The sequence below is a fragment of the Cellulomonas sp. NS3 genome, from assembly GCF_024757985.1.
Lineage (GTDB): Bacteria > Actinomycetota > Actinomycetes > Actinomycetales > Cellulomonadaceae > Cellulomonas_A.
This window is the reverse complement of the sequence record NZ_CP103289.1, coordinates 1,720,365-1,743,511: the sequence shown is the minus strand read 5'-3', so window position 1 is coordinate 1,743,511 and position 23,147 is coordinate 1,720,365. Positions and strand designations below refer to the sequence as shown.

The 23,147-nt window shown below is 74.7% G+C and carries 23 protein-coding genes and 2 tRNA genes; 8 read left to right on the top strand and 17 right to left on the bottom strand.

Annotated elements, in window-relative coordinates:
- Window positions 1–18: 18 nt before the first annotated feature.
- From NXY84_RS08030 to NXY84_RS08015, 4 genes are all read right to left on the bottom strand, one after another.
- A complete protein-coding gene (locus NXY84_RS08030) occupies window positions 19–1,470 on the bottom strand; it encodes a dihydrolipoyl dehydrogenase family protein (protein ID WP_258726572.1) in 1,452 nt (483 codons plus the stop codon).
- Window positions 1,471–1,656: 186 nt separating this feature from the next.
- Window positions 1,657–1,732, bottom strand: a tRNA-Lys gene (locus tag NXY84_RS08025).
- 76 nt (window positions 1,733–1,808) lie between these two features.
- Window positions 1,809–2,111 carry a hypothetical protein gene (locus tag NXY84_RS08020; RefSeq protein WP_258726571.1) on the bottom strand — a complete coding sequence of 101 codons (303 nt, stop codon included), beginning with the start codon at window positions 2,109–2,111 and terminating at the stop codon, window positions 1,809–1,811.
- A 160-nt stretch (window positions 2,112–2,271) separates the two neighbouring features.
- Window positions 2,272–2,568: a GroES family chaperonin gene (locus NXY84_RS08015; protein WP_258727152.1), complete on the bottom strand. Its 297-nt coding sequence runs from the start codon at window positions 2,566–2,568 to the stop codon at window positions 2,272–2,274.
- A gap of 144 nt (window positions 2,569–2,712) precedes the next feature.
- Here NXY84_RS08015 and bcp point away from each other — a divergent pair, with 144 nt between their 5' ends.
- Both bcp and NXY84_RS08005 read left to right on the top strand, forming a co-directional pair.
- Entirely contained in the window at window positions 2,713–3,180 is a 468-nt protein-coding gene (gene bcp, locus NXY84_RS08010) for a thioredoxin-dependent thiol peroxidase (RefSeq protein ID WP_258726570.1), read from the top strand.
- A gap of 57 nt (window positions 3,181–3,237) precedes the next feature.
- Window positions 3,238–3,320 (top strand) — tRNA-Leu (locus NXY84_RS08005).
- A gap of 126 nt (window positions 3,321–3,446) precedes the next feature.
- Here NXY84_RS08005 and NXY84_RS08000 read toward each other — a convergent pair.
- Entirely contained in the window at window positions 3,447–6,488 is a 3,042-nt protein-coding gene (locus tag NXY84_RS08000) for a glycosyl hydrolase (RefSeq protein ID WP_258726569.1), read from the bottom strand.
- Window positions 6,489–6,752: 264 nt separating this feature from the next.
- On the bottom strand, window positions 6,753–7,130 hold the full coding sequence (gene trxA, locus NXY84_RS07995) for a thioredoxin (protein ID WP_258726568.1): 378 nt from the start codon (window positions 7,128–7,130) through the stop codon (window positions 6,753–6,755).
- A gap of 159 nt (window positions 7,131–7,289) precedes the next feature.
- Here trxA and NXY84_RS07990 point away from each other — a divergent pair, with 159 nt between their 5' ends.
- Window positions 7,290–7,844: an NUDIX hydrolase family protein gene (locus NXY84_RS07990; RefSeq protein WP_258726567.1), complete on the top strand. Its 555-nt coding sequence runs from the start codon at window positions 7,290–7,292 to the stop codon at window positions 7,842–7,844.
- A 26-nt stretch (window positions 7,845–7,870) separates the two neighbouring features.
- Here the strand turns inward: NXY84_RS07990 and NXY84_RS07985 are convergent, their stop codons facing one another.
- From NXY84_RS07985 to clpS, 7 genes are all read right to left on the bottom strand, one after another.
- A complete protein-coding gene (locus NXY84_RS07985; RefSeq protein WP_396126388.1) occupies window positions 7,871–9,595 on the bottom strand; it encodes an ABC-F family ATP-binding cassette domain-containing protein in 1,725 nt (574 codons plus the stop codon).
- Window positions 9,596–9,639: 44 nt separating this feature from the next.
- On the bottom strand, window positions 9,640–10,326 hold the full coding sequence (gene rdgB, locus NXY84_RS07980; RefSeq protein WP_258726566.1) for an RdgB/HAM1 family non-canonical purine NTP pyrophosphatase: 687 nt from the start codon (window positions 10,324–10,326) through the stop codon (window positions 9,640–9,642).
- A complete protein-coding gene (rph, locus tag NXY84_RS07975; protein ID WP_258726565.1) occupies window positions 10,323–11,177 on the bottom strand; it encodes a ribonuclease PH in 855 nt (284 codons plus the stop codon). Before rph ends, rdgB begins: the two co-directional genes overlap by 4 nt.
- Before the next feature lie 99 nt (window positions 11,178–11,276).
- Window positions 11,277–12,080: an MBL fold metallo-hydrolase gene (locus NXY84_RS07970; protein ID WP_258726564.1), complete on the bottom strand. Its 804-nt coding sequence runs from the start codon at window positions 12,078–12,080 to the stop codon at window positions 11,277–11,279.
- A 22-nt stretch (window positions 12,081–12,102) separates the two neighbouring features.
- Complete coding sequence (murI, locus tag NXY84_RS07965) at window positions 12,103–12,933, bottom strand: glutamate racemase (RefSeq protein ID WP_258726563.1); 831 nt, start codon at window positions 12,931–12,933, stop codon at window positions 12,103–12,105.
- A 120-nt stretch (window positions 12,934–13,053) separates the two neighbouring features.
- On the bottom strand, window positions 13,054–13,668 hold the full coding sequence (locus NXY84_RS07960; protein ID WP_258726562.1) for a DUF2017 domain-containing protein: 615 nt from the start codon (window positions 13,666–13,668) through the stop codon (window positions 13,054–13,056).
- Window positions 13,668–13,961, bottom strand: coding sequence for an ATP-dependent Clp protease adapter ClpS (gene clpS / locus NXY84_RS07955; protein ID WP_258726561.1), 294 nt, complete (start codon window positions 13,959–13,961; stop codon window positions 13,668–13,670). Before clpS ends, NXY84_RS07960 begins: the two co-directional genes overlap by 1 nt.
- A 49-nt stretch (window positions 13,962–14,010) precedes the next feature.
- On the opposite strand from clpS, the gene NXY84_RS07950 reads away from it, so the two are divergent.
- Entirely contained in the window at window positions 14,011–15,429 is a 1,419-nt protein-coding gene (locus tag NXY84_RS07950) for a nicotinate phosphoribosyltransferase (protein ID WP_258726560.1), read from the top strand.
- A 3-nt stretch (window positions 15,430–15,432) separates the two neighbouring features.
- Here the strand turns inward: NXY84_RS07950 and NXY84_RS07945 are convergent, their stop codons facing one another.
- From NXY84_RS07945 to NXY84_RS07935, 3 genes are all read right to left on the bottom strand, one after another.
- Entirely contained in the window at window positions 15,433–15,591 is a 159-nt protein-coding gene (locus tag NXY84_RS07945; protein WP_258726559.1) for a hypothetical protein, read from the bottom strand.
- A gap of 329 nt (window positions 15,592–15,920) precedes the next feature.
- A complete protein-coding gene (locus tag NXY84_RS07940) occupies window positions 15,921–17,753 on the bottom strand; it encodes a DEAD/DEAH box helicase (RefSeq protein ID WP_258726558.1) in 1,833 nt (610 codons plus the stop codon).
- Window positions 17,750–18,082: a DUF3039 domain-containing protein gene (locus tag NXY84_RS07935; RefSeq protein WP_258726557.1), complete on the bottom strand. Its 333-nt coding sequence runs from the start codon at window positions 18,080–18,082 to the stop codon at window positions 17,750–17,752. The genes NXY84_RS07940 and NXY84_RS07935 overlap by 4 nt, the downstream gene beginning before the upstream one ends.
- 118 nt (window positions 18,083–18,200) lie before the next feature.
- Here NXY84_RS07935 and NXY84_RS07930 point away from each other — a divergent pair, with 118 nt between their 5' ends.
- From NXY84_RS07930 to NXY84_RS07915, 4 genes are all read left to right on the top strand, one after another.
- A complete protein-coding gene (locus NXY84_RS07930; RefSeq protein ID WP_258726556.1) occupies window positions 18,201–18,632 on the top strand; it encodes a PadR family transcriptional regulator in 432 nt (143 codons plus the stop codon).
- A 9-nt stretch (window positions 18,633–18,641) separates the two neighbouring features.
- On the top strand, window positions 18,642–19,397 hold the full coding sequence (locus NXY84_RS07925; protein ID WP_258726555.1) for a hypothetical protein: 756 nt from the start codon (window positions 18,642–18,644) through the stop codon (window positions 19,395–19,397).
- A 46-nt stretch (window positions 19,398–19,443) separates the two neighbouring features.
- Window positions 19,444–20,493: an LLM class flavin-dependent oxidoreductase gene (locus NXY84_RS07920; RefSeq protein ID WP_258726554.1), complete on the top strand. Its 1,050-nt coding sequence runs from the start codon at window positions 19,444–19,446 to the stop codon at window positions 20,491–20,493.
- Window positions 20,494–20,760: 267 nt separating this feature from the next.
- Entirely contained in the window at window positions 20,761–22,119 is a 1,359-nt protein-coding gene (locus NXY84_RS07915) for a pectate lyase (RefSeq protein ID WP_258727149.1), read from the top strand.
- Between the two features lie 122 nt (window positions 22,120–22,241).
- On the opposite strand, the gene NXY84_RS07910 is transcribed toward NXY84_RS07915, so the two are convergent.
- Window positions 22,242–23,090 carry an oxygenase MpaB family protein gene (locus NXY84_RS07910; protein WP_258726553.1) on the bottom strand — a complete coding sequence of 283 codons (849 nt, stop codon included), beginning with the start codon at window positions 23,088–23,090 and terminating at the stop codon, window positions 22,242–22,244.
- Between the last annotated feature and the right edge of the window lie 57 nt (window positions 23,091–23,147).

Sequence of the window (23,147 nt, the reverse complement as noted above, 5' to 3'; positions counted from 1 at the left end):
CGGCGCCCGTCGTGCGGGTCAGAGGCCCGCGGTCTCGAGCAGCCGGAGCCACACCTCGCTCACGGTCGGGTAGGCCGGCACGGCGTGCCAGAGCCGGTCGAGCGGCACCTCCCCCACCACGGCGACGGTCGCGGCCTGCAGCAGCTCGGCCGCGTCGGGGCCGGTGAACGTCGCACCGACGATCGTGCCGCGCACCTCGTCGAGCACGAGCTGGGCGGTGCCCGCGTACCCGTCAGCCGCGACGGCCGCCCCGGCGACCGACCCGATCGCGTAGCGCACGGTGCGCACGTCGAGCCCGGCGTCGCGCGCCTCGCGCTCGGTGTGCCCGACCCACGCCACCTCGGGGCGGGAGAAGACGACCTGCGGCACCGCCGTGTGGTCGGCGCTCGCCCGGTACCGGCTCCACGGCCCGGCCGTGCGCTCGCGCTCCGCCGCCGTCTCGACGCCGCTGAACCTCGCCGCGACCACGTCGCCCACGACCCGGGCGTCGTACTTCCCCTGGTGCGTCGTGGCGGTCCGGCCGGTCACGTCGCCCGCAGCGAAGAGCCAGCCGCCCTCGACCCCGGTGACCTCGAGCGCGTCGTCGACGGCGAGCGGCTCGCCCGGCGTGAGGCCCAGCACGTCGATCCCGAGGTCGGCGGTGCGCGGCGTGCGGCCCGTCGCGACGAGCAGCTCGTCGGCGTCCACCCGCGAGCCGTCGGCCAGGGTGAGGTGCACTCCGCTCTCGTCGCGCGTCGCCGCCGTCGCCTCCACCCCGTAGCGCACGTCGACCCCGCGCTTCACGAGCGACTCCCCGACCTCGTCGCCCGCGAACGGCTCGGCGCGCGGCAGCACGCGCTCGCCGCGCACGAGCAACGTGACCCGCGAGCCCAGGTCGGTGTACGCGACGGCCATCTCGACCGCGACGACTCCGCCGCCGACGACCACCAGCGTCCCGGGCACCTGCTCCGCGGACGTCACCTCGCGGCTCGTCCACGGACGGACCGCCGCGAGGGCGTCGGGGACGACCGGCTCGCTGCCCGTCGCGACCACGACCGCGTGCCGCGCGCGCACGACCTGCACCCCGCCGTCGGCGTCGGTCAGCGCGAGCTCGCGCGGCCCGGTGAACCGCGCACGGCCGCGCAGCAGCGCGAGCCCCGCGCCCTCGAGCCACCCGACCTGGCCGTGGTCGTCCCAGTGCGACGTGAACTCGTCACGCCGCGCCAGGGTCGCGGCGACGTCGACCGTCCCGGTGACGGCCTGGGCAGCACCCGGGACCGCCCGCGCGGCCTCGAGGACCGCGCCGGGGCGCAGCAGCGCCTTGGACGGCATGCACGCCCAGTAGGAGCACTCCCCGCCGACGAGCTCCTCCTCCAGCACGACGACGCTCAGCCCGTCCCGGTGCGCGCGGTCGGCGGCGTTCTCCCCGACGGCTCCCGCCCCGATCACCACGACGTCGTACTCGTGCACCTGCCGGTCGTCCTGCGCCATGTCCGCTCCCTCCTGAGGTGAAGCCTCATCGTCGCGGCGGACGCCCCCGTTGCACCAGCGTGGGCGGACGTCGGCGCGGCGACCCGCGGGCACCGTCCGCGGTGCGGCGCAGCGTCGGGTACCCGACCGGAGACCATGCCCGGGAACGGCGAAGGCCCCCGACCATCCAGGTCAGGGGCCTCGCGGTGGTGCGCCATCAGGGACTCGAACCCCGAACCCGCTGATTAAGAGTCAGCTGCTCTGCCAATTGAGCTAATGGCGCGCGGGGCGAAACGTTACCAGGGGTCAGGCCGTGGTCGCGAACCGGATACCGCCGCCGGGCGGCACTGTGACGCGGTTCACCCCGCGGCGGCGTCGGGGTCGACCGGGAGCTCGTCCTCGGCGCCCGCGGCCGCGTCGTCCGCGGAGGCGGGGCGGTCGTCGCCCTCCCACCAGGCGTCCTCGGGGATGCCCTCGGTCTCGAGGATCGCCTGCGACACGGGACCGTCCGGCGCGGCGAGGTCGGCGAGCAGCGCGAGCGGCACGTGCTCGGCCAGCAGGTCCATCACGGAGGGCGGCGTGACGGCAGGCGCCACGGCCGGCGGCTCCACGGACGCGTCGGCCGGGGCGTCGTCAGCCGGGTTCTCGAGGTTGTCAGTCATCCGTTCATCTCCCTGGTCGACCGTCATCGCAGCACCCGTGGTGCCGTGCGCGCAAGCAGGAGATCCGCGCGTGCCCCGTGCGGCTGCACCCGGCCGGGCCCCGAGCGGCCCCCACGGACCCGAGCGGGCGCCGTCGCCACGGGGGACGTCACAACGGACGTCACAGGTACAGCCCGGTGCCCTCACGCCCAGCGTGTGGCTGCGCGACGGCGTGGACGTCCTTCTCGCGCAGGAGCAGGTAGGTCCGGGCCTCGAGCTCGACCTCGGCGCGCTCGTCCGGGTCGAACAGCACGCGGTCGCCGATCTCGACCTGGCGGACGTGCTGGCCCGCGGCGACCACGACGGCCCACGCCAGGCGCTTGCCCACGACCGCCGTGGCCGGGATGACGATGCCGGCCGTCGACCGGCGCTCGGACGCCTCGTCGTCGAGCTCGACGAGCAGGCGGTCGTTCAGCATCCGGATCGGGAGCTCGGGGCGCGGGGACGGGACGGGCTGGCTCACGGGCCGACGCTACCCGCACGCGCGACGACCGACAGCCGCGCCCCGCCGCCCCGACGTAGGCTTGCGGGCGCCGACCACCCGCACGAGCCTCGGAGACCCATGCCTCGCCTCACCGCCGGAGACACCGCGCCGGACTTCACGCTGCCCACGGCCGACGGCCGCAGCGTGACGCTCTCGGAGCTGCGCGGCCAGCACGTGGTCGTGTACTTCTACCCGGCCGCGATGACGCCGGGCTGCACGACGCAGGCGTGCGACTTCCGCGACTCCCTCTCGGCGCTGCAGGGGGCCGGTTACGCGGTCGTCGGCATCTCCCCCGACCCGGTCGACAAGCTGGCGCAGTTCGCCGAGCAGGACGGCCTGACGTTCCCGCTCGCGTCGGACACCGAGCGGTCGGTGCTCGAGGCGTGGGGCGCGTTCGGGGAGAAGAAGCTGTACGGGAAGACCGTCACGGGCGTGATCCGCTCCACCGTCGTCGTCGACCCGGACGGGAAGGTCGAGCTCGCGCAGTACAACGTCAAGGCCACCGGGCACGTCGCGAAGCTGCGGCGCGACCTCGAGATCGACTGACGCACCTCCGCCCGCCGGACGCGCACCTCCGGCGGGCGGCAGCAGCCGGGTGCGCGCGCGGGAGTGGTGAAACGGCAGCCACGCCAGGTTTAGGTCCTGGTGCCCTCACGGGCGTGCGGGTTCGACTCCCGTCTCCCGCACCGGAGTACCACGCGGGCGGGCGTGCGGGCGGGCGGCCGCGGGGCGCACGACGGTGGCCGCCCCCGCGTCGTCGTGACGCAGGGACGGCCACCGGTCCCGTCAGCGGGTGTGCTCGCCGGTCAGCCTCAGCTGAACGGCAGGCTCACCTTCGAGCTGGTCAGGTCGACCGTGCTGGTCGCCCCGCCGAACACGTTCCAGATCTCGACGCGCACGGACCCCTTCGCGAGGTCGCCCAGCGTGCCGGACTGGCTCTCCAGGCCGGCGGCCTGCGTGTACCGCTCCCAGCCGGTCACCGGGTCGGTCGCGAAGTACCGGTAGGTCTCCACGCGGTCCCAGCTGCCGTTGCCGGTCAGGTCGTACGAGACCCGCACGCGGGTCGCCTGCCCGACGCTGGTGCCGGCGTCGAGCGCGACGTCGAACGACGTCGTCCCGCCGCCGAGCTTCCCCGTGAGCCCGGTCGCCGTGTAGACGAGGCCCTTGCCGGGCTCACCGACCGCGTCGACGCCGGTGGCGATCGGCACGGTCGCGGTAGGCGTGGTGCCGGCCTTCGAGCCGAGCGAGCCGTTCGACTGCAGGAACAGCGTGAAGCCGGTCGGGGCCGTCGACGTCGGGGTCGGTGTCGGCGTGACGGTCGGCTTCGGCGTCGCCGTGGCGGTCGGCTTGGGCGTCACCGTCGGCTTCGGGGTGGCCGTGGCCGTCGGCTTGGGCGTCGCGGTCGGTGACGTCGTCGGCGTCGGGTCCGGGTTGCCCCCGGGGCCACCGGTGCCCGAGCCACCGCTCCACGTGTACTTGCCCGTGGTCGCCGTGGTGCCGGCGGCGACGTCGAGCGTCGTGCCGTCGGAGAAGGTGACCGTGAGGTCCTCCGAGGTCACGTTCGCCGCGACGTACGTGCGGTCGCCGTCGTCGCTGAACACCGCGGAGAGCGGGTGGTCGCCGTGGACGCCGGTGTCGAGCGTCCCGAGAGCGGCCAGGTTGGCCACCCAGTGGTACGTGTGCGCCCGGCTCTCGCCCTCCTCGACCGTGTAGCCCGGGTTGGCGTCGAGCGCCTTCAGCGCGGCCGGCGCGTCACCGAGGGCGAGGTACTCCCACAGGATGTCCTGCCACACCGTCGGCTCACCCGCGTTGGCCTTGACCAGCTCGGCGTAGTTGGACCGCACGTCCTCGGGACGCATGCCGAGATACAGGTGCCCGCCGGTGATCGGGAGCGTGTTGATGCCCTGGATCATCTCCGGCTCGGCGCTGAACCACGTCGTGTATGTGGCGCCGTCGCCCCAGACCATGCCGACCGTCGTGTGGCCGAACTTCTCCGGGAGGTTGTCCGCCCCGTTGAACCAGTACGCCTGGATCGCGGCGGCCTGCGTCGCGTACATGAAGACACCGGCGTCACGGACCTCGGTGTCACCGGTCGCCTCGCCCCACTGGATCAGGGCGTTCGCGAAGTTCATGCCCTCGGAGCTCGACTCCTGGTTGTTGCCCGCGGCGAACGCGCCGTGGCCCGAGGCCCAGTCGTGGCCCGCGTAGATGTCGAAGTCGCGCAGGTACGGGAAGCGGGTCTCGTCGCGGTCGTAGTTGTTCGCGTCGCGGATCAGGAGGTCGACCATGCCGCCGTACTGCTCGTCCGACGCCCACTCGGGGTCGAACCGGGCGAGGGTCGCGGCCGCGACGATGTAGTAGCCGTAGTGGAAGTGGTGGTCGTTGAGCTCCTTGTCGGAGCCGTACGAGGCCGGGAAGCCGACGAGCGTGCCCCAGTTCTCGTTGTACGCGAACACCTTCTCGGCCTTGCCGGGCGTCGCGGTGAACCACTCGGTCAGCGTCGCCTTGATCTGGGCGAGCGCCTTGTCGCGCACGTCGTCCCGGCCGACCTGGTCGGCGATCTCGGCGATGCGGGTGGCGCGGCCGAGGGCCTTGCCGGTCCAGTAGGTGTCGCCGTTGATGATGCCCATCGGGTCGTCCTTGACCTGGTCGAGCAGGCCGTCGAGGCGCGTGTTCGCGGCACCCTCACCGGTCGCGACGGCCGGGATCTCCGGCAGCACGCCCGTGAACGGCGTCTCGGTGGTGAAGGACGTCGCGCCGACGTAGGTCGTCATGTCGCCGCGGGGCGAGAAGTACTCGCGATCGAGCTCGGCCGCGGAGCCGTCGCCCGCGGCGGCCTCCGTCACGAACTGCGACTGGTGCGGGTAGAGCGAGACGACGGTGCCGGACTGCTCGCCCTCGAGCGCGGTGGTCTCGAGCGCGTAGGTGGTGCGCACGGCGCCCGCCTGCTCGTCGTACTCGTAGGCGACCGTGGTGCCGGTGACCTCGGCGTAGGCGTGCTCCGCGTACTGCTCCGCGAGCGCCTTGCGGTCGGCGTCGGTGTCGTCGGCGGTGGTCGGCAGCGAGGCGACGCTCAGGTAGCCCTTGCCGCCGAGCGTGCTGCGCAGCGACGAGCCGGAGACGGTCCAGGTCGAGCCGCTCGGGGCGTACGCGACGTAGTCGGTGCCGCCCGCGGTGAACCCGACGGTCTCGCCGTCGTTGAGCCACACCGTCTGGTCCTCCGCGGAGCTGAGCACCGCGTCACCGCCGGTCACGTGGTACCAGCTGAACGGCAGGCCGTGGCCGATCGTCGCGCGCAGCGACTGGTCGGAGTCGGCCCACGACGCGGTCACGGTCCAGTCGGTCCAGTCCGCGACCTCGACGACCCCGGCGGACAGGCCGGCGACCCCGACGACGACGTCCTCCGCGTAGGAGTAGTGGAACTCCCCGACCCCGCCGGACCGCCCGCTGATCACGGGCGTGGTGGTGTACGACAGGCCGAGCCCGGTGGCGCTGGGCTGGTACGCGAGCGGGTGCGCGTGCAGCGGTTCGCTCGCCGTGCAGTTCCACTTCTTGAACAGCAGCGACGACCACCAGTCGTTGGTCGGGACGGGCCCTTCGGGAGCGTCGTCCGTCACGTAGGCGCGCGCGTCGGTCGCCAGGGCGGCGCACCCCTCGGGCGCCGGCCCGACCTGATCGGTCGTGTACCCGCCGGCCCCGACGTCGCGCACGGCGGCACCGGCGGACGACGCCACGGTGCCGACGGTGGCCGCGGCGAGCAGCGCGACGAGCGCAGCCGACGTGACCCGCGTCCGGGCGCTGCGTGGCGCGCCCGAGGAGGGTTGAGGTGAGTGGATCTCTGTGCGTGAGTGCATTTTCTGGAGCCCCCGCGGGACCGGCGCGTGTCCTGACGCCGTGCCCCGTGTGTCGGACGGCACGCATCGTTGCGTGCCGCCGAGATCCGCTCCCCGTCAGGCCCCCGTTTGGTCAGACTGTGAGAGCGGTCTCATGAACACCGTAAGTCGTGTCTTGCCAGAGAGCAAACCGAAGGATAAGGAGGCACAAATTCCCCGTCAAGGGACTAAAGGATGCAAAAGGGCCCGCCTGCCGGACGGCAGACGGGCCCCCGATCGCGCAGGTCAGGCCTCGGCGGGCTCCGCGGCCTGAGCCGCGATCAGCTGGCGCACCTCGTCCATGTCGAGCTCCTTGACCTTCTGCAGCACGCTCTCGAGCGCCGGGCCCGGCAGCGCGCCGGCCTGGTTGAAGACCAGGATGCCGTCGCGGAAGGCCATCAGGGTCGGGATCGACGTGATCGCGAGCTCGCTCGCGAGCAGCTGCTCGGCCTCGGTGTCGACCTTCGCGTGGACGACGTCGGGGTGCTTGTCCGACGACGCCTCGAAGACGGGGCCGAACCGCTTGCACGGTCCGCACCACTCGGCCCAGAAGTCGATGAGCACGATCTCGTTGCTCGTGATGGTCTGCTGGATCGTGTCGTGGGTCAGCTCGGTGGTGGCCATGCGGTGCCTCCTCGGGGTCGTGGGTTCCGCCCGGTAGAGCGCACGGGGGCCGCCGGGTATTCCCCGACGGGCGAACGCAGAGGCAGGCAAGGGCACGCCGGGGCACGCGCCGAAGCGTGCCGCGAGCGGCGCAGGCGCCGGGCAGGGTAGAACAGCACGGTGACCGACACCGCCGACTTCCCCCGCGAGCCCGAGCGACCCGCCGGCTGGCTCAGCCCCGACGCCATCCAGAACGCGCGCGCGACCCTCCCGCTGCTCTACGTGGACGCCGTGCCCGTCCGCGTCGACGAGTCCGGCGATGTGGTCGCCGTCGGGCTCCTGCTGCGCGTGACGCCCGAGGGCGTCATGTCCCGCGCGCTCGTCTCCGGCCGGGTGATGTACCACGAGCGCGTGCGCGACGCGCTGCTGCGGCACATCGAGAAAGACCTCGGGCCGGTCGCGCTCCCCCAGATCCCCGCGTCGCCGCAGCCGTTCACGGTCGCCGAGTACTTCCCGACGCCCGGGGTCACGCCGTACCACGACCCGCGCCAGCACGCGGTCTCGCTCGCCTACGTGGTGCCGGTCTCCGGTGACTGCCGGCCGCAGCAGGACGCGCTCGACCTCGCGTGGCTCACGCCCGAGCAGGCCGCCGACCACCAGGTGCAGCTCGAGATGACCGGCGGCCAGGGGCTCCTCCTGCGCCAGGCGATGGCGCACGTGGGCCGCCTGCCCTGAGCCGCGCGCCCGGCCGCCCCGGCCGGTCAGCCGAGGACGAGCTCCGGCCAGTCCGCGAGATCGGCGCGCATCTTCCGGTCGTGCGTCGCGACCACGACGGCCACCGAGGTCGCGCGCAGCGCCTCGGTGAGCTCGTCGACGAGCCCGATCGACAGGTGGTTGGTCGGCTCGTCGAGCAGGAGCACGTGCGGCGCGGCGAGCAGCGCGCACGCGAGGTCGAACCGGCGCCGCTGGCCGACCGAGAGCTCCTCGAGCGGGCGGTCGAGGTCCTCCTCGGTCAGCAGGCCGAGCGAGGCGACCGGCACGAGCCGCGTCGTGTCGAGCGCGCCCGCCTCGAGCAGCTCGAGCGCGCGGCGCGCGTAGGCGTCGAAGCCGCTCTCGCGCTCGGGGGCGCCGGCGCGGGACGACCCTGCGACGGAGGTCCGTGCCGTCCGGCTCCCCCGCGCGGGCACGCCGCCGTCGAGACCCTCCTGGCCGAGCACCCCCAGGCGCACGCCCGCCGCGACGCTGCGGGTGCCGCGGTCGAGACCGAGCGTGCCCGCGAGCGCCGCCAGGAGCGTCGACTTGCCCGCACCGTTCGCCCCCGTCACGAGCAGCCGCCCGCAGGGCGGCAGGTCGATGCGGGTCCCCGCGAGGTCGAGCCGGTCACGCCCGCCGGCGCCCGCGACCCGGGGCGCCCGCACGTCGAGCAGCGGCCCGCCGGGGTAGTCGTCGGGGACGGACGGCAGGTCGGGGAACGTGAGCTCGAGCGGCGGGACCGGGACCTCGACGGCCTCGGCCTCGAGCCGCTGCACGAGCCGGTCCGCCGCCTTGACGTGCTGGCGGGCGCGGGTGCCCCGGCGGTGCTTGTCCGAGCCCTTGGGCGGGCGCCACTCGTCGGACAGCCCCTCGTACGACGCGTCGAGCCGCTCCGCGAGCCGCACCGCGCGCTTGCGCTCCGCGGTGTACCGCGCGCGCCAGCGCCGCAGCGCCTGCGTCTTGGCGAAGCGGTAGGTCGCGTACCGGGTCGCGCCGTACAGCACCGGGCGCCCGTCCATCGACGGGTCGAGGTCGAGGATCGCGGTCATCACGTCGTCGAGCAGCTGCCGGTCGTGCGTGACGATGACGACGACGCCCGGCCAGCCGCGCAGCTGCGCGGTCAGGTAGTCGATGCCGGCGACGTCGAGATGGTTCGTGGGCTCGTCGAGCAGCAGGATGTCGGCGCGCTCGGCCAGGCGGCAGCCGAGACGCACCCGGTACCGCTCCCCCACGCTCAGCTCGTCGAGGCGCCGGCCCGGGTCGCGCGGCGCACCGAGCCTGCTCAGGGCCTCGTCGACGCGGCGGTCGGCGTCCCACGCCGCGAGGTGCTCGACGCGCCCGATCGCCTCGGTCAGCGCCGCCAGGTCGCCGGTCTCGTGGTCGAACCCGTCGACGACCTCCTCGAGCCGGGCGGAGGCGGCCCGGACGCCCGCGAGCGACTCGCCCACGAGGGTCCCCACCGTCGCCGCGGGCCCGACGTCCAGCTCCTGCGCGACGACCGCCACGGTCCCGGCGCGGCGGACGGTGCCGTCCTGCGGCGCGAGCTCCCCCGCGAGGACCCGCAGCAGCGTGGACTTGCCCGCGCCGTTCTCCCCGACGACGCCGAGCCGCGTCCCCGCGGGCGCCGCGACGTCGACGCGGTCGAGCACCGCGCGCCCGGGGTAGCCGAACGTCACGGCGTCGGCCACGAGGTGCACGGCGCCGAGCGTGACCGGGGCGGCGCCCGGGCTCACCGCTGCGCCGAGCGGCTGCCCGCGTGCCCCGCCGCGCGTCACGCTCACGGCCCGGCGTCCGGGGTGCCCGCGACGGGGCCGCCGGCGTCCGGGGTGCTGCGGCTCGGCCCGCCGTCGCGCAGGACACGGACCAGCACCGGGACGAGCGCGCGGAACGCCTGCCCGCGGTGGCTGATCGCGTTCTTCTCCCCGGGCGTGAGCTCGGCGCACGTGCGCGTCTCGCCGTCGGGCACGAGGACGGGGTCGTAGCCGAAGCCGCCGCCGCCGCGCGGCCGGTCCGTGAGCCGGCCCACGAGGTGCCCGGTCTCGACGTGCTCGAACCCGTCCGGCGTCACGAGCGCGGCGGCGCACGTGAACCGCGCGCCGCGGTGCTCGGCGCCGATGTCCGCGAGCTGCGCGAGCAGCAGGGCGAGGTTGGCCGCGTCGTCGCCGTGCCGCCCGGCCCAGCGCGCCGAGAAGATCCCGGGCGCCCCGCCGAGCACGTCGACGGAGAGCCCCGAGTCGTCGGCGACGGCCGGCAACCCGGTGAACCGCGCGAGGGCCCGCGCCTTGAGCAGCGCGTTCGCCTCGAACGTCACGCCGTCCTCGACCGGCTCCGGGGCGCCGACGTCGCGCGCCCCGACGACGCTCACGGGGTCGAGGTTTGGCAGCGCGGGGCCGAGGATCGCGCGGAGCTCGTCGAGCTTGTGCGCGTTGTGCGTGGCGAGGACGAGCCGGGGAGCCACCGTCATGCGGTCACCGGACCCGTCACCTCGCCGGCCGGCACGGTCTCGGCCGTCGTGTGCACGAGCGTCGACCGCGACGCGCTGCCGTCCGAGGCGGGCGCGTCGAGCGCCGCGCGCTGCAGCCGGGTGAGCTCGGCGGTCCCCGCGAGGGCGAGGTCGAGCAGCGCGTCGAGCTCGGCGCGGTCGAACGGCGCGTGCTCGGCCGTGCCCTGCACCTCGACGAAGGCGCCCGAGCCCGTCACGACGACGTTCATGTCGGTCTCCGCGCGCACGTCCTCGACGTACGGCAGGTCGAGCACCGGGACGCCGTCGACGATCCCGACGCTCACCGCCGCGACCGAGTCGCGCAGCACGGGCTTCCTCCGGCTGATCGCCTTCTTCTGCAGTCCCCAGGCCACCGCGTCGGCGAGCGCGACGTACGCCCCCGTGATGGCCGCGGTGCGCGTGCCGCCGTCGGCCTGCAGCACGTCGCAGTCGAGCACGATCGTGTTCTCCCCGAGCGCGCTGACGTCGATGATCGCGCGCAGCGAGCGCCCGACGAGCCGGGAGATCTCGTGCGTCCGGCCGCCGACCCGGCCCTTGACCGACTCGCGGTCCGACCGCGTGCTCGTCGCGCGCGGCAGCATCGAGTACTCCGCGGTGACCCAGCCCTCGCCCGAGCCCTTGCGCCAGCGCGGCACGCCCTCGGTGAACGACGCGACGCACAGCACCTTGGTGCCGCCGAACTCCACGAGCACGCTGCCCTCGCCCGCCTCGAGGAACCGCCGGGTGATCGTCACGGGGCGGAGCTGGTCGGGGCGGCGGCCGTCGGGGCGCGTCGCGGGCGTGCCGGAGGTCACGGGAGTCGTGGGGGTCATGCGGACGAGCCTAACGGCGGCTCCGGACGACGCCTCGGGAGCGCCCGGGAGGCGCGGGCAGGTCGGGGTCAGGATCCCGGGAAGCGCCGGCGACCTGCGTCAGAGGACGTGCACGTCGCCGGTCCGCGCGAGGTCGAGCGGGCCCGCGTACACCGCACCGGCCTCGGCGAGGGTCTCCGCGGAGTCGTTCCACGCGGGGATGTGCGTCAGGACGAGGCGTCCGGCACGGCCTGCGGCCGCGGCGAGGCCGGCGCGGCGCCCGGTCAGGTGCACGCCGCGCAGCCCGTCGTCCCGGCCCTCGAGGTACGCGGCCTCCGCGAGCAGGAGGTCGACCCCGTCCGCGAGCTCGGTGAGCCCGGGGCACTCGTCGGTGTCCCCGGTGTACGCGAGCGTCACGGTGCGCGAGGCGTCGTGGTCGGAGGGTCCGGTCACGCGGAAGCCGAACGCGGGGACCGGGTGCTCGACCGCCACGGGCACGAACGTCAGCGGCCCCACGACGACGGGCACGCCGGGCTCCCACGTGCGGAACGCGAACTGCCCGGACACCTCGGTCGCGGGGTCCTTGCCGGCCATGAGCGCGAGGCGCTCGGACGCACCCTCGGGAGCGTGCACCGCCACGGGCGGGCAGGGACCACCGGGCCGGTACCGGCGCAGCACGTTGAGCACCACGAGGTCCGCGACGTGGTCGGAGTGCAGGTGGGACACGGCGATCGCGTCGAGCGCGGTCGGGTCCGCGAGGCGCTGCAGCGGGCCCAGCGCGCCGTTGCCCAGGTCCATCAGGACCGTCCAGGTGCGCACCACGCCCGTGCGCTCGTCGGGCCCCTCGGCCTGCACGAGGTACGCGGACGCCGCCGCGTCCGGGCCCGGGAACGACCCGGCGCAGCCCACCACCACGAGCCTCATCGTGCGCCCCCCGCGCGGTGACTCACCGGTGCGCCTGCCAGCGCAGCGCGAGCCGGTCCTCGACGGCCCCGACCTCGGGCCCGAGGAAGCGGCGCGCGAGCACGTGGAACGACGCCGGGTCGCCGGTCGCGAGGAACCGGTGCTCGGGCGGCCCCGCGGCCGGGTCGCGCTCGAGGTCGTGCGCGACGAGCGTGCGGTACACGTCCTTCGCGGTCTCCTCGGCGCTCGAGACGAGCGTGACGCCCTCCCCCATGACGTAGGAGATGACGCCCGTGAGCAGCGGGTAGTGCGTGCAGCCGAGCACGAGGGTGTCGACGCCCACGTCACGCACCGGGTCGAGGTACTCGTGCGCGGCGGCGAGGATCTCGGGCCCCGAGGTGATGCCCGCCTCGACGAAGCCGACGAACCGCGGGCACGCGCGCGTCACGAGCTCGACGCCCGGGGCGACGGCGAACGCGTCGTCGTACGCGCGGGACTCGACGGTCGACCGGGTCGCGATCACGCCGATGTGCCCGGTGCGCGTGGCGGCGACGGCACGGCGGGCCGCGGGCAGGACGACCTCGACGACGGGGATGCCACGGCGCTGGGTGTACCGCTCGCGCGCGTCGCGCAGGACCGCCGACGAGGCCGTGTTGCACGCGATGACCAGCATCTTCACGCCCGCGTCGACCAGGTCGTCCATGACCTCGAGCGCGTGCGCCCGGACGGCGGCGAGCGGCTTCTCGCCGTACGGGGTGTTGAGCGTGTCGCCGATGTACAGCGTCGACTCCTGCGGCAGCTGGTCGAGGATCGACCGCGCGACGGTCAGCCCGCCGACACCGGAGTCGAAGATGCCGATCGGGGCGTCGTTCACGCGGCCGAGCCTAACCGCTCCGCCGCGACGGACCGGTCCCCTGCGGGTGTGACGCGGCTCGCGTGCGTGTCGGCGGCGGCCCGGCGCCGGGTCCGGCTGCCACCGGAGGCCCGGGGCCGGTCAGCGGGAGCGGCGCAGGTCCTCGAGCATCACGGCGAGCAGCGACTCCTGGAGCCAGCTCAGCGCCGCGTACACCGACCCGAGGTACTGCCGCGCCTGACCGGCGGGGTCGTCCTCCCCGACCTCCGCCTCGAGCGTCTCGTAGAGGGCGTCGGCGGCCTCCTCGTCGACGATCCCGAGCCGCTCCGCGAGCACGAGCCGCAGGTCGGTCAGCGTCGCGGCGAGCGCCTGCGCGTCGCCGGGCTGCACGACGAGCGCGCCCCCGCGCCCGTCCCCGGACGTGAGCTGCTGCCAGACCGCCGCGAGGCGCGCGATCTTGGTGCGGCGCAGGTCCGCCTCCGTGAGCCGCCGGAACTCCGCGGCGACCGCGGGGTCCTCGCGCGACGCGTCGGGGAGCAGGCGGCGCACGGCCGCGTCCTCGGGCGGGGCGACCCACTCCTCGTCCATCCGCAGGCCGAGCGGATCGGGGTGGCCCGTCTCCGGCGGCGGCCCGTCCTCGAAGCGGGCGGCGCCGAGCAGCTCGGCGACGTCGGCGACGACCGAGGCGACGACCTCGCGCTCCTGCGCGTCGAGCTCCGCGACGAACGCCCCGCGCTCGCGCCGGAACCCCCGCATCACTGCCCCCCGCGCTGCATCGTCGCCCAGAGGCCGAAGCCGTGCATCGCCTGCACGTCGACCTCCATGGTCTCGCGGTTGCCGGTCGAGACGACGGCGCGCCCCTCCTCGTGCACCTGGCGCATGAGCTTCTCGGCCGTGGCGCGCGGGTAGCCGAAGTAGGACTGGAAGACGTAGCTCACGTAGCTCATGAGGTTGACGGGGTCGTTCCAGACGATCGTGACCCATGCGTCGCCGAGCCCCGTCTGCTCCTCGGCGGCGACGGTCTCCTCGGGAGCGAGCTGGGCGACCACGCGCCCACTCTAGGTGCGGGCGCGACACCCGTCCGCCTACGTTTGCGCCATGAGCGCTCCGCAGACCGCCGCCGCCCTGCCCGACGCCGCGACGGACCGCCGCGCCGCCCGCCACCGCAGCACCGCGCTCCTGACCGACCGCTACGAGCTCACGATGCTCGACGCGGCGCTCAACGACGGGACGGCGTCGCGGCACTGCGTGTTCGAGGTGTTCACGCGGCGGCTGCCCGCCGGGCGCCGGTACGGCGTGCTCGCGGGCACCGGCCGCGTGCTCGAGGCGCTCGCCGACTTCCGGTTCGAGGAGACCGAGCTCGAGTGGCTCGCGCAGGCGGGCGTCGTGAGCGCGGCGACGCTCGACTTCCTCGCCGGCTACCGGTTCACAGGGTCGATCCACGGGTACGCCGAGGGGGAGATGTTCTTCCCCCAGTCTCCCGTGCTGGTCGTCGAGGGCTCGTTCGCCGAGGCGGTGCTGCTCGAGACGCTGGTGCTCTCGGTGCTCAACTACGACTCGGCGGTCGCGTCCGCCGCGTCGCGCATGACCAGTGCGGCGATCGGGCGGCCGTGCCTCGAGATGGGCTCGCGGCGCGCGCACGAGGACGCGGCGGTCGCGGCAGCCCGGGCGACCGCCGTCGCGGGCTTCGCGGCGACGTCCAACCTCGAGGCGGGCCGCCGGTACGGGATCCCGACGATCGGGACCGCGGCGCACGCGTTCACGCTGCTGCACGACGACGAGGAGTCGGCGTTCCGCGCGCAGGTCGCGACCCTCGGGCCCGGCACGACGCTGCTCGTCGACACCTACGACGTGCGTCGCGGCGTCGAGACCGCGGTCCGGGTCGCGGGTCCGGGACTCGGGGCGGTCCGGCTCGACTCGGGCGACCTCGGGGTGCTCGCGCTCGAGGTGCGCGCCCAGCTCGACGCGCTCGGGGCGACGGGGACGCGGATCGTCGTGACCTCGGACCTCGACGAGCACGCCATCGCCTCGCTCGCGGTCGCGCCGGTCGACTCCTACGGCGTGGGGACCTCGGTCGTGACCGGGTCGGGCGCGCCGACGTGCGGGATGGTCTACAAGCTCGTCGCGCGCGAGGGGCGGGACGGGACGCTCGAGCCGGTCGCGAAGGCCTCGCGGCTCAAGACGAGCGTGGGGGGCCGCAAGGGTGCGGCGCGCCGGCTCGACGACGAGGGCCGGGCGGTCGAGGAGCTGCTGATCACGGGCGCCGACTCGGACGTGACGTCGTGGAGCCCCGACGACCAGGCGATGCGGCCGCTGCACGTGCCGCTCGTCGTGCACGGTGCCGTCGACACGCGCTGGACCGGGGCTGCGGGCGTCCGGACGGCGGCAGAACGACACCGGGCCTCCCGAGACGAGCTGCCTCGGGGGGCCCGGCGCCTGTCCGCGGACGAGGCCGCGGTTCCGACGGGGACGCTGCGGCTGGGTGGGGGGACCGCCGCCGCGGACGTCGCGTCGTAGGTGTTAGATGCGTGCGCCGCGGCCACGGCCGACGAGGCCGAGGATCAGGCTGACCACGAGGACCGCGACACCGATCCACAGCAGGAACTGGCCGATCTCGGTCGCGACCCCGAGCACGATGAGGACGACGCCGACGAGGATGAGCAGGAGCCAGGACGGCATGATGCGCCCCTTCCGTTCAGACGACCCGGAGGCCGTTCGCTTCAGCTGACCGGGGGTACCCGGTGCTGGGTGACGGCTCAACCGTGGCACCGGCGTGCGGGCTCGGCATCCGCTGCGCTGCGCTTGCGGACGCGCGGTTCGCTGGTAAGTGGTCACGCGTCCAGCGCCCTGACCTGCACGAACGCACACATGAGAACTTGATGAAAGAGCGCAACCCCCTGTCCATCATGTGAGACGGGTGCGAGGTCGATCGCGCCGGCCGCCTCCGTCGAGGGGTCGCCGGGACCCCGGCAGCCCGTGGCCGCCGCCCGGAGCGCCGCCCCGGGCGCTCAGCGCTTGCCGACGAACCAGCCCCGGAGCATCTCGACGCGCGCCGCGAGCTGGTCGGGGTCCGCGAGCGCGACCTCCGGACCGCCGCAGCGGCGGCGCAGCTCGGTGTGCACGGCGCCGTGCGGCTGACCGCTGCGCCGCGACCACGCGCCGACGAGCTGCGCGAGCTCCTTGCGCAGCTCCGCCTGCTTGCGGTGGTCCATCTCCGCGAGGCGCTCGGCCTCCTGCTGCGCGCCGGCCTTGGGCCGCCGCTTGCCGCTGAGCTGGTCGGCCTGGCGCTGCCGGAGCAGCGTCGTGACCTGGTCCGCGTCCAGCAGGCCCGGCAGCCCGAGGAAGTCGAGCTCCTCCTCGGAGCCGACGTCCGCACCCGTGCCGAACTCGCCGCCGTCGAACAGCACGCGGTCGAACGACGCCTGCGCCTCGAGCGCCTCGAAGGACCCCTGCAGCCCGTCGGGGCCCACGGCGTCCGCTCCCCCGCGGGCCGAGCTCGCCGCCGCGAGCAGGGCGTCCTCGGGGTTGTAGTCGTCGCCCTGCTCCTCCGCGGTCAGCGGGCGGTCGAGGGCGTGGTCCCGCTCGGCCTCGAGCGTGTTCGCGAGCACGAGCAGCTGCGGCACGCTCGGCAGGAACACCGAGGCGGTCTCGCCGCGCCGCCGGGCACGCACGAAGCGCCCGACCGCCTGGGCGAAGAACAGCGGCGTCGCGGTGCTCGTCGCGTAGACGCCGACCGCGAGCCGCGGGACGTCGACCCCCTCGGAGACCATGCGCACCGCGACGAGCCAGCGCGAGTCCGACGCCGAGAACTCGTCGATCCGGTCGCTCGCGCCGTCGTCGTCCGAGAGGACGACGGTCGGCGACGTCCCCGTGATCCGCGCGAGGTGCCCGGCGTACGCGCGCGCGTCGGTCTGGTCGGTCGCGATCACCATCGCGCCCGCGTCGGGCACCGCGCGCCGGACCTCGGTCAGCCGGCGGTCCGCGGCCGCGAGCACCGACGGGATCCACTCGCCGTTCGGGTTCAGCGCGGTGCGCCACGCCTGCGCGGTCATGTCCTTGGTCAGGGCCTCGCCGAGGCGCGCGCTGACCTCGTCGCCCGCCTTCGTGCGCCAGCGCATCGCGCCCGAGTACGACAGGAAGATGACGGGGCGCACGACGTGGTCGCGCAGCGCGTCGCCGTAGCCGTAGGTGTAGTCCGCGGCGCTGCGCCGGATGCCGTCCTCGCCGCGCTCGTACGTCACGAACGGGATCGCCGCGGTGTCCGAGCGGAACGGCGTGCCGGTCAGCGACAGGCGCCGCGTCGCCCCCTCGAACGCCTCGCGGACCGCGTCTCCCCACGAGAGCGCGTCGCCGCCGTGGTGCACCTCGTCGAGGATCACCAGGGTCGGCGCGGCGCCCGTGCGCGCGGCGTGCAGCGCGGGCTTGCTCGCGACCTGCGCGTAGGTGACCGCGACGCCGTCGAACCCGTGGCCGTGGCGGCCCTGGGCGTTCTTGAAGTTCGGGTCGAGCGTGATCCCGACGCGTGCGGCGGCGTCGGCCCACTGGCGCTTGAGGTGCTCGGTCGGCGCGACCACCGTGACGCGTCGGACCGCGCCGGCCTCGAGCAGCTCGGTCGCGATCCGCAGCGCGAACGTCGTCTTGCCGGCGCCGGGCGTCGCGACCGCGAGGAAGTCGCGCGGGTTGCGCGTGCGGTACAGCTCGATCGCCTCGGCCTGCCAGGCCCGGAGCTTGCCCGCGGTCCCCCACGGCGCGCGCGCCGGGAACGCCGGCGGCAGGTGCTGCGCGGCCGACGTGGACGCGTGCGTCGAGGGGACGGAGGGCAGGCGCTGGGGCGCGCTCACTTCCCGCCGGAGGAGTCGCCGGAGCCCTTGTCGTCCTGCGGCGGGCGCAGGCCGTCGTAGATCTCCTTGCACACCGGGCAGACCGGGAACTTCTTGGGGTCGCGCCCGGGGACCCAGACCTTGCCGCACAGCGCGATCACCGGGTTCCCCGACAGGGCGGAGGCCATGATCTTGTCCTTGCGGACGTAGTGGGCGAAGCGCTCGTGGTCGCCCGGCTCGACCTGCTCGGTCGTCTCGGACCGCTCGAGGACGCTCGTCGAGGTGCCCGAGCCGGGGTCCGCCCCGAACGGGTCGTCAGGACCGGTGCTGGGGGGCAGGGGCTCGCTCATGGGGTCCGAGTCTACGGCGCCGGACCGACACCGCCGAGGTCCGTCCCCCGCGCGTCCGCGCGCCGCGCCACGAGCGGACTAGGTTGACGCGCCGACTAGTCAGGCATACCTTCTAGTTGTGTCCACCGACGCCGCGGCGACCCGCTCGCCGGCCCACGCGCCCGCCGGCGACCCCTGGCCGGGCGAGTGGCTCCGCGGCGCGCTCGAGGTGTGCGTCCTCGCGGTGCTCGACGAGGGACCGACCTACGGCTACGCGATCACCACGCGCCTCGACGAGCTCGGCCTCGGGACGGTCAAGGGCGGGACCCTCTACCCCCTGCTGGCGCGCCTCGAGGAGTCCGGGGCCGTGACCGTCGAGTGGCGGCCCGGCGAGGGCGGCCCCGGCCGCAAGTACTTCACGCTGACCGACCTCGGCCGGACCGCGCTGGCGACGAAGGGGGCGGCCTGGACGCGGTTCGCCGCGACGACGGCGGCCGTCGTCGCCCGCTCCGCAGGCCACGGCACCCCCGCACCGCCCGCACCCGGCGCACGCGCCACCACCCCGAGCTGAGAGGCCACCATGACCACGACCCAGCGGATCCCCCGGGCCTGGCGCGACGAGCTCGTCCTCGCGCTGCGCGAGCGCGACGTGTCCGGTGCGGACATCGGCGACGCGCTCGCGCACGTCGAGTCCTTCTGCGCCGACGCCGACCGGGACGCCGAGGAGGCGTTCGGGCCGGCGCGGGAGCACGCCGCGAGCCTCCGGCTGCCCAGCGGCTCCGCCACCCCGACTCCTGGCGTCGAGCTGAGCCGCTCGACGCTGGTGCGGTACGCCGTGGGTATGCTCGCGGTCGCCCTCGTCGGGATGTCGGCCGCTTCCTGGGCACGCGACGAGCCGCTCCGGCTCGGCGCCGCGCACGTCGCCGTCGCCCTCGTGGCGCTCGTCGCCCTGGGCCTGCTCGTCGGGCACCTCACGGCGTTCGTGCGCTGGTGCACCACGCGCCCCTGGCTCGCCTGGGTCGCGGTGCAGGTCGGGGCGTGGCTCGCCGTCGGGTTCGGCCTCCTCGGTGCGCACCTGCTGCCCGGCGTCGGCGCCACCGTCCCGTCCGCCCCGCTCACCGCCGTGGCGGCGGCGGTGCTCGTCGTCCCCGCCCTCGTCGCCCAGCTCCGCGGCTCGCTCGACAGCGCCGACGTCCTCGCCGGCCCGCTCGAGGACCCCGCCTCGGTCCGGCGTCGCTCGCGCCGCGCGGACACCCTCCTGACGTGGGCCCTGCCGCTCTGCGGTGCGGTCTCGGCAGGCGTGACGCTGGCCCTGGACCACCTCCTGCGCGGCTGACCCGGGCGGCGGGAAGCACACGGGACCCCCGGGCGTTGTCGCCGCCATGGAACTCGGCTTCTACACGTTCGGCGACATCCACCCCGACCCGGTGACCGGCGCGGTCACCGACCCGGCGCAGCGCCTCGCCGACGTGCTCGAGCGCGTGCGGCTCGCCGAGCAGGTCGGCCTCGACTACGTGGGCATCGGGGAGCACCACCGGCCCGACTACGCCATCTCCTCCCCCTCGACGGTCATCGCCGCCGCCCTCGCGCAGACCGAGCGGGTCACCGTCGGCAGCGCCGTCACGGTCCTGTCGACCGAGGACCCGGTCCGGGTGTACCAGCAGTTCGCGACCATGGACCTGCTCTCGCGCGGACGGGTCGAGCTGCTCGCCGGGCGCGGCTCGTTCATCGAGTCCTACCCGTTGTTCGGCGCCTCGCTCGACGACTACGACGCGCTGTACGACGAGAAGATCGTGCTCCTGCTCCGCCTCGACGCCGACGAGCGCGTCACGTGGTCGGGGCGGTTCCGGCCCGCCCTGGACGACGCGCTGGTGCTGCCGCGCCCGTACGACCGACCAGGCCGCGGCCGGCACCTCGACATCGCGGTCGCGACCGGTGGCAACCCGGAGTCGTCGGTGCGCGCGGGCGTGCTCGGCCTGCCGATCAGCTACGCGATCATCGGCGGGCAGCCGGCGCAGTTCGCGCCGCTCGTCGACCTCTACCGCAGCGCGCACGAGCAGTCGGGGCACGACGCGTCCACCCGGAAGGTCTCGGTCGCGGGCATGGGCTTCCTCGCGGACGACGGGCGCGCCGCACGCGACTTCTTCTACCCGTACTGGCACGACTCGATGCGCCGGATCGCCTCGGAGCGCGGGTTCGCGATGCCGAACCGCATCTCGTTCGAGTCCCAGGCGGCCCGGGGCGGTGCCTACTTCGTGGGCGGGCCGGAGGAGGTCGCCGAGCGCGTCGTCGCGCTGCACGAGGTGCTGCACCATGACCGGCAGGCGTTCCAGATGGACCTCTCGGGGGTCCCGCAGAAGGAGTCGCTGCGCGCGATCGAGCTGCTCGGGACGCGCGTCGCCCCGCTCGTGCGCGAGGCGCTCGGCGGCTGACGGGTCTTGAGCTCCCCCGAGCCCCGTGTCGAAGCGGTTCGTCGCACCCTCGGCCGCGCAACGCGGGTGGACACGCTCCCGCAGGTCAGAGCCCTGCCGTGAGACATCTCTCACGTTGTACATCGGTCATTGACGGCATTCCGGACGCCCGTCTACCTTGACGTCGCCGCGTGCGGTCGCCGCCTCCCCCGATCGGCGGCCTGCCTCAGCGCGGCCTCCCCCGCTGCGCCCCCGCGTGGCGGACGACGGAAGGTAGTGAGCGTGAACATGCAGCATCCCCGACGTGCGCGAGGCGGTCGGTCGGCCTGGTCCCGCGCCGTCGCCACCCTGGTGGTCGGCGCGGTCGCCGCCCTCGGCGGCGTGGCCGTCGCCGGCTCCGCGCAGGCAGCGCCCGGCATCGACACCGGCGCCTGGTACTCGCTCGTCAGCTGGCGCAGCAAGAAGGCGGTCGACGTCGCCGGGTCCTCGACCGCCTCCGGCACGGCCGTCGCGCAGTGGACGCCCACGGGCGCGACGAACCAGCAGTTCCAGTTCGTCGCGGTCGGCGGCGGGTTCTACGAGGTGCGCGCGCGGCACTCGGGCCTCGCCCTGACCATCGCGACCGGCTCGGGCTCGCTCGCGACGCAGTCGACGCCCGCGGGCGCAGCGACGCAGCAGTTCACGGTCGCCGCCGGCTCGTCCGGCCGCATCAAGCTCGTCAGCCGTGCGAGCGGCCTCGCGCTCCAGGTCGTCGGCGCGTCGAAGGAGAACGGCGCGCGCCTCGAGCAGGCGGCGGACACGAACGCCAACCACCAGCAGTTCACGCTCGTCGCCCAGGGCAGCGCCCCGAGCCCGACGACGCCGGCGCCGACCGCCAGCGCGACGCCCAGGCCGACCGCCGGCGCGACGCCCAGGCCGACCGCGGGCGCGACCCCGACCGCCACCGCGCGGCCGACCCCGCCGCCCGCGACGGGCGCCTGGCCCACGCCGACGTCGTCCCAGAAGGTCTCGGCGACCATCGAGATCAGCGGCACGAAGGACATGGGCCTCGTGCGCTACCACGGCATCTCCTCCGGCGACCAGGGCGAGAGCCAGCCGCCGATGTTCAGGCTCGCCGACGGCGCGGTGCTCCGCAACGTCATCCTGGGCACCGGCGCGGGTGACGGCATCCACTGCACCGGCACGTGCACCGTCGAGAACGTGTGGTTCGAGGACGTCGGCGAGGACGCCGCGACGTTCAAGGGCACCTCGGCCTCGCAGACGATGACGATCAACGGCGGCGGCGCCCGCTCCGCGAGCGACAAGGTCTTCCAGCACAACGGCCCCGGCACGTTCGTCATCAAGAACTTCCAGGTCTCCGACATCGGCAAGCTCTACCGCTCGTGCGGCAACTGCTCCACGCAGCACGCCCGCACCGTCGTCGTGCAGAACGTCACCGTCACCGCCCCGGCGAAGTCCCTCGTCGGCATCAACCCCAACCTCGGCGACAAGGCGACCCTCTCGGGCCTGACCATCGTCGGGGACCCCGCGAAGAAGATCGCGATCTGCGAGGAGTACAAGGGCGTGACCTCCGGCGAGCCCAGCAAGGTCTCCTCCGGGCCGTCCGCCGCGTGCGGGTACACCCCGTCCACGATCGTCTACCGGTGACGCCGGGGTCGCCCCCCGACCCCGACCCCGCCGAACCCCCGCGGTGACCTCGGGTCACCCCAGGACCACGCCCGGTCCGCCGCACCCCCCCTGCGGCGGGCCGGGCGTGCTGCGTCCGGCCGTCAGAAGTCGGCGAGCGCCCACCGGATCGCGCGGACCATCGCGTGCCCCGACGCCCGCACCACGGTCGCCTCGACCGGGGGCGCGTAGGGCAGGCCCAGCGGACGACGCGTCCACCGCGGCAGCATCGCGACGCCGGCCCCGGCGAGCGCCCCGTACGGCATGCGGGCGGGGAGCGGGAGCGGCGGGTGCACGAGCAGGAACCGCGCCGCGTCCCGGGCCGCCTGCGTGCCGCGCAGCTCGCCCCGGTACCGGGCGAGGGCGCGCTCGAGCGAGGCGACGTCGGTCGGCACGTCCGCGCCGCCGAGCTTGCGGGCCACGACCGCGGCCTGCGCGACGTACTCGTCGCAGCCGGCGTCGTCGAGCGGGTTCTCGCCGTAGAGCTGGTGCGCGCGCAGGAAGCTGTCGACCTCGGCGACGTGCACCCAGTCGAGCAGGTGCGGGTCGGAGGCCCGGTAGGGCACACCGTCCTCGTCCTTGCCGCGCACGCGCTCGTGCACGTCGCGCACGTGCCCGACGACGCGCTCGGCGTCGGCGGCGGTGCCGAACGTCGTGACGGCGAGGAAGGTGCTGGTGCGCTGCAGCCGGCCCCACGGGTCGCCGCGGTAGCCCGAGTGCCCGGCGACCGCGGCCATGGCCTGCGGGTGCAGCGACTGGAGCAGCAGCGCGCGCAGGCCACCGACGAACATCGAGGCGTCGCCGTGCACGCGCTGGATCGCACTGCCGGGCTCGAACCAGCGGTCACCCGGAGTGAAGTGGATGCGGTCGTGCTTGTCGCGGTGGTCGTCGCCCGCGACGCGGCCGAGCAGCGCGGTCGCGAGGCGGGTGCGGGCGGACTCGGCGACGGACATGCCTCATGGTCACCGCCCGGGGGGCGGGTCGCGAACCGACCTTCTCAGCGGCGTCTC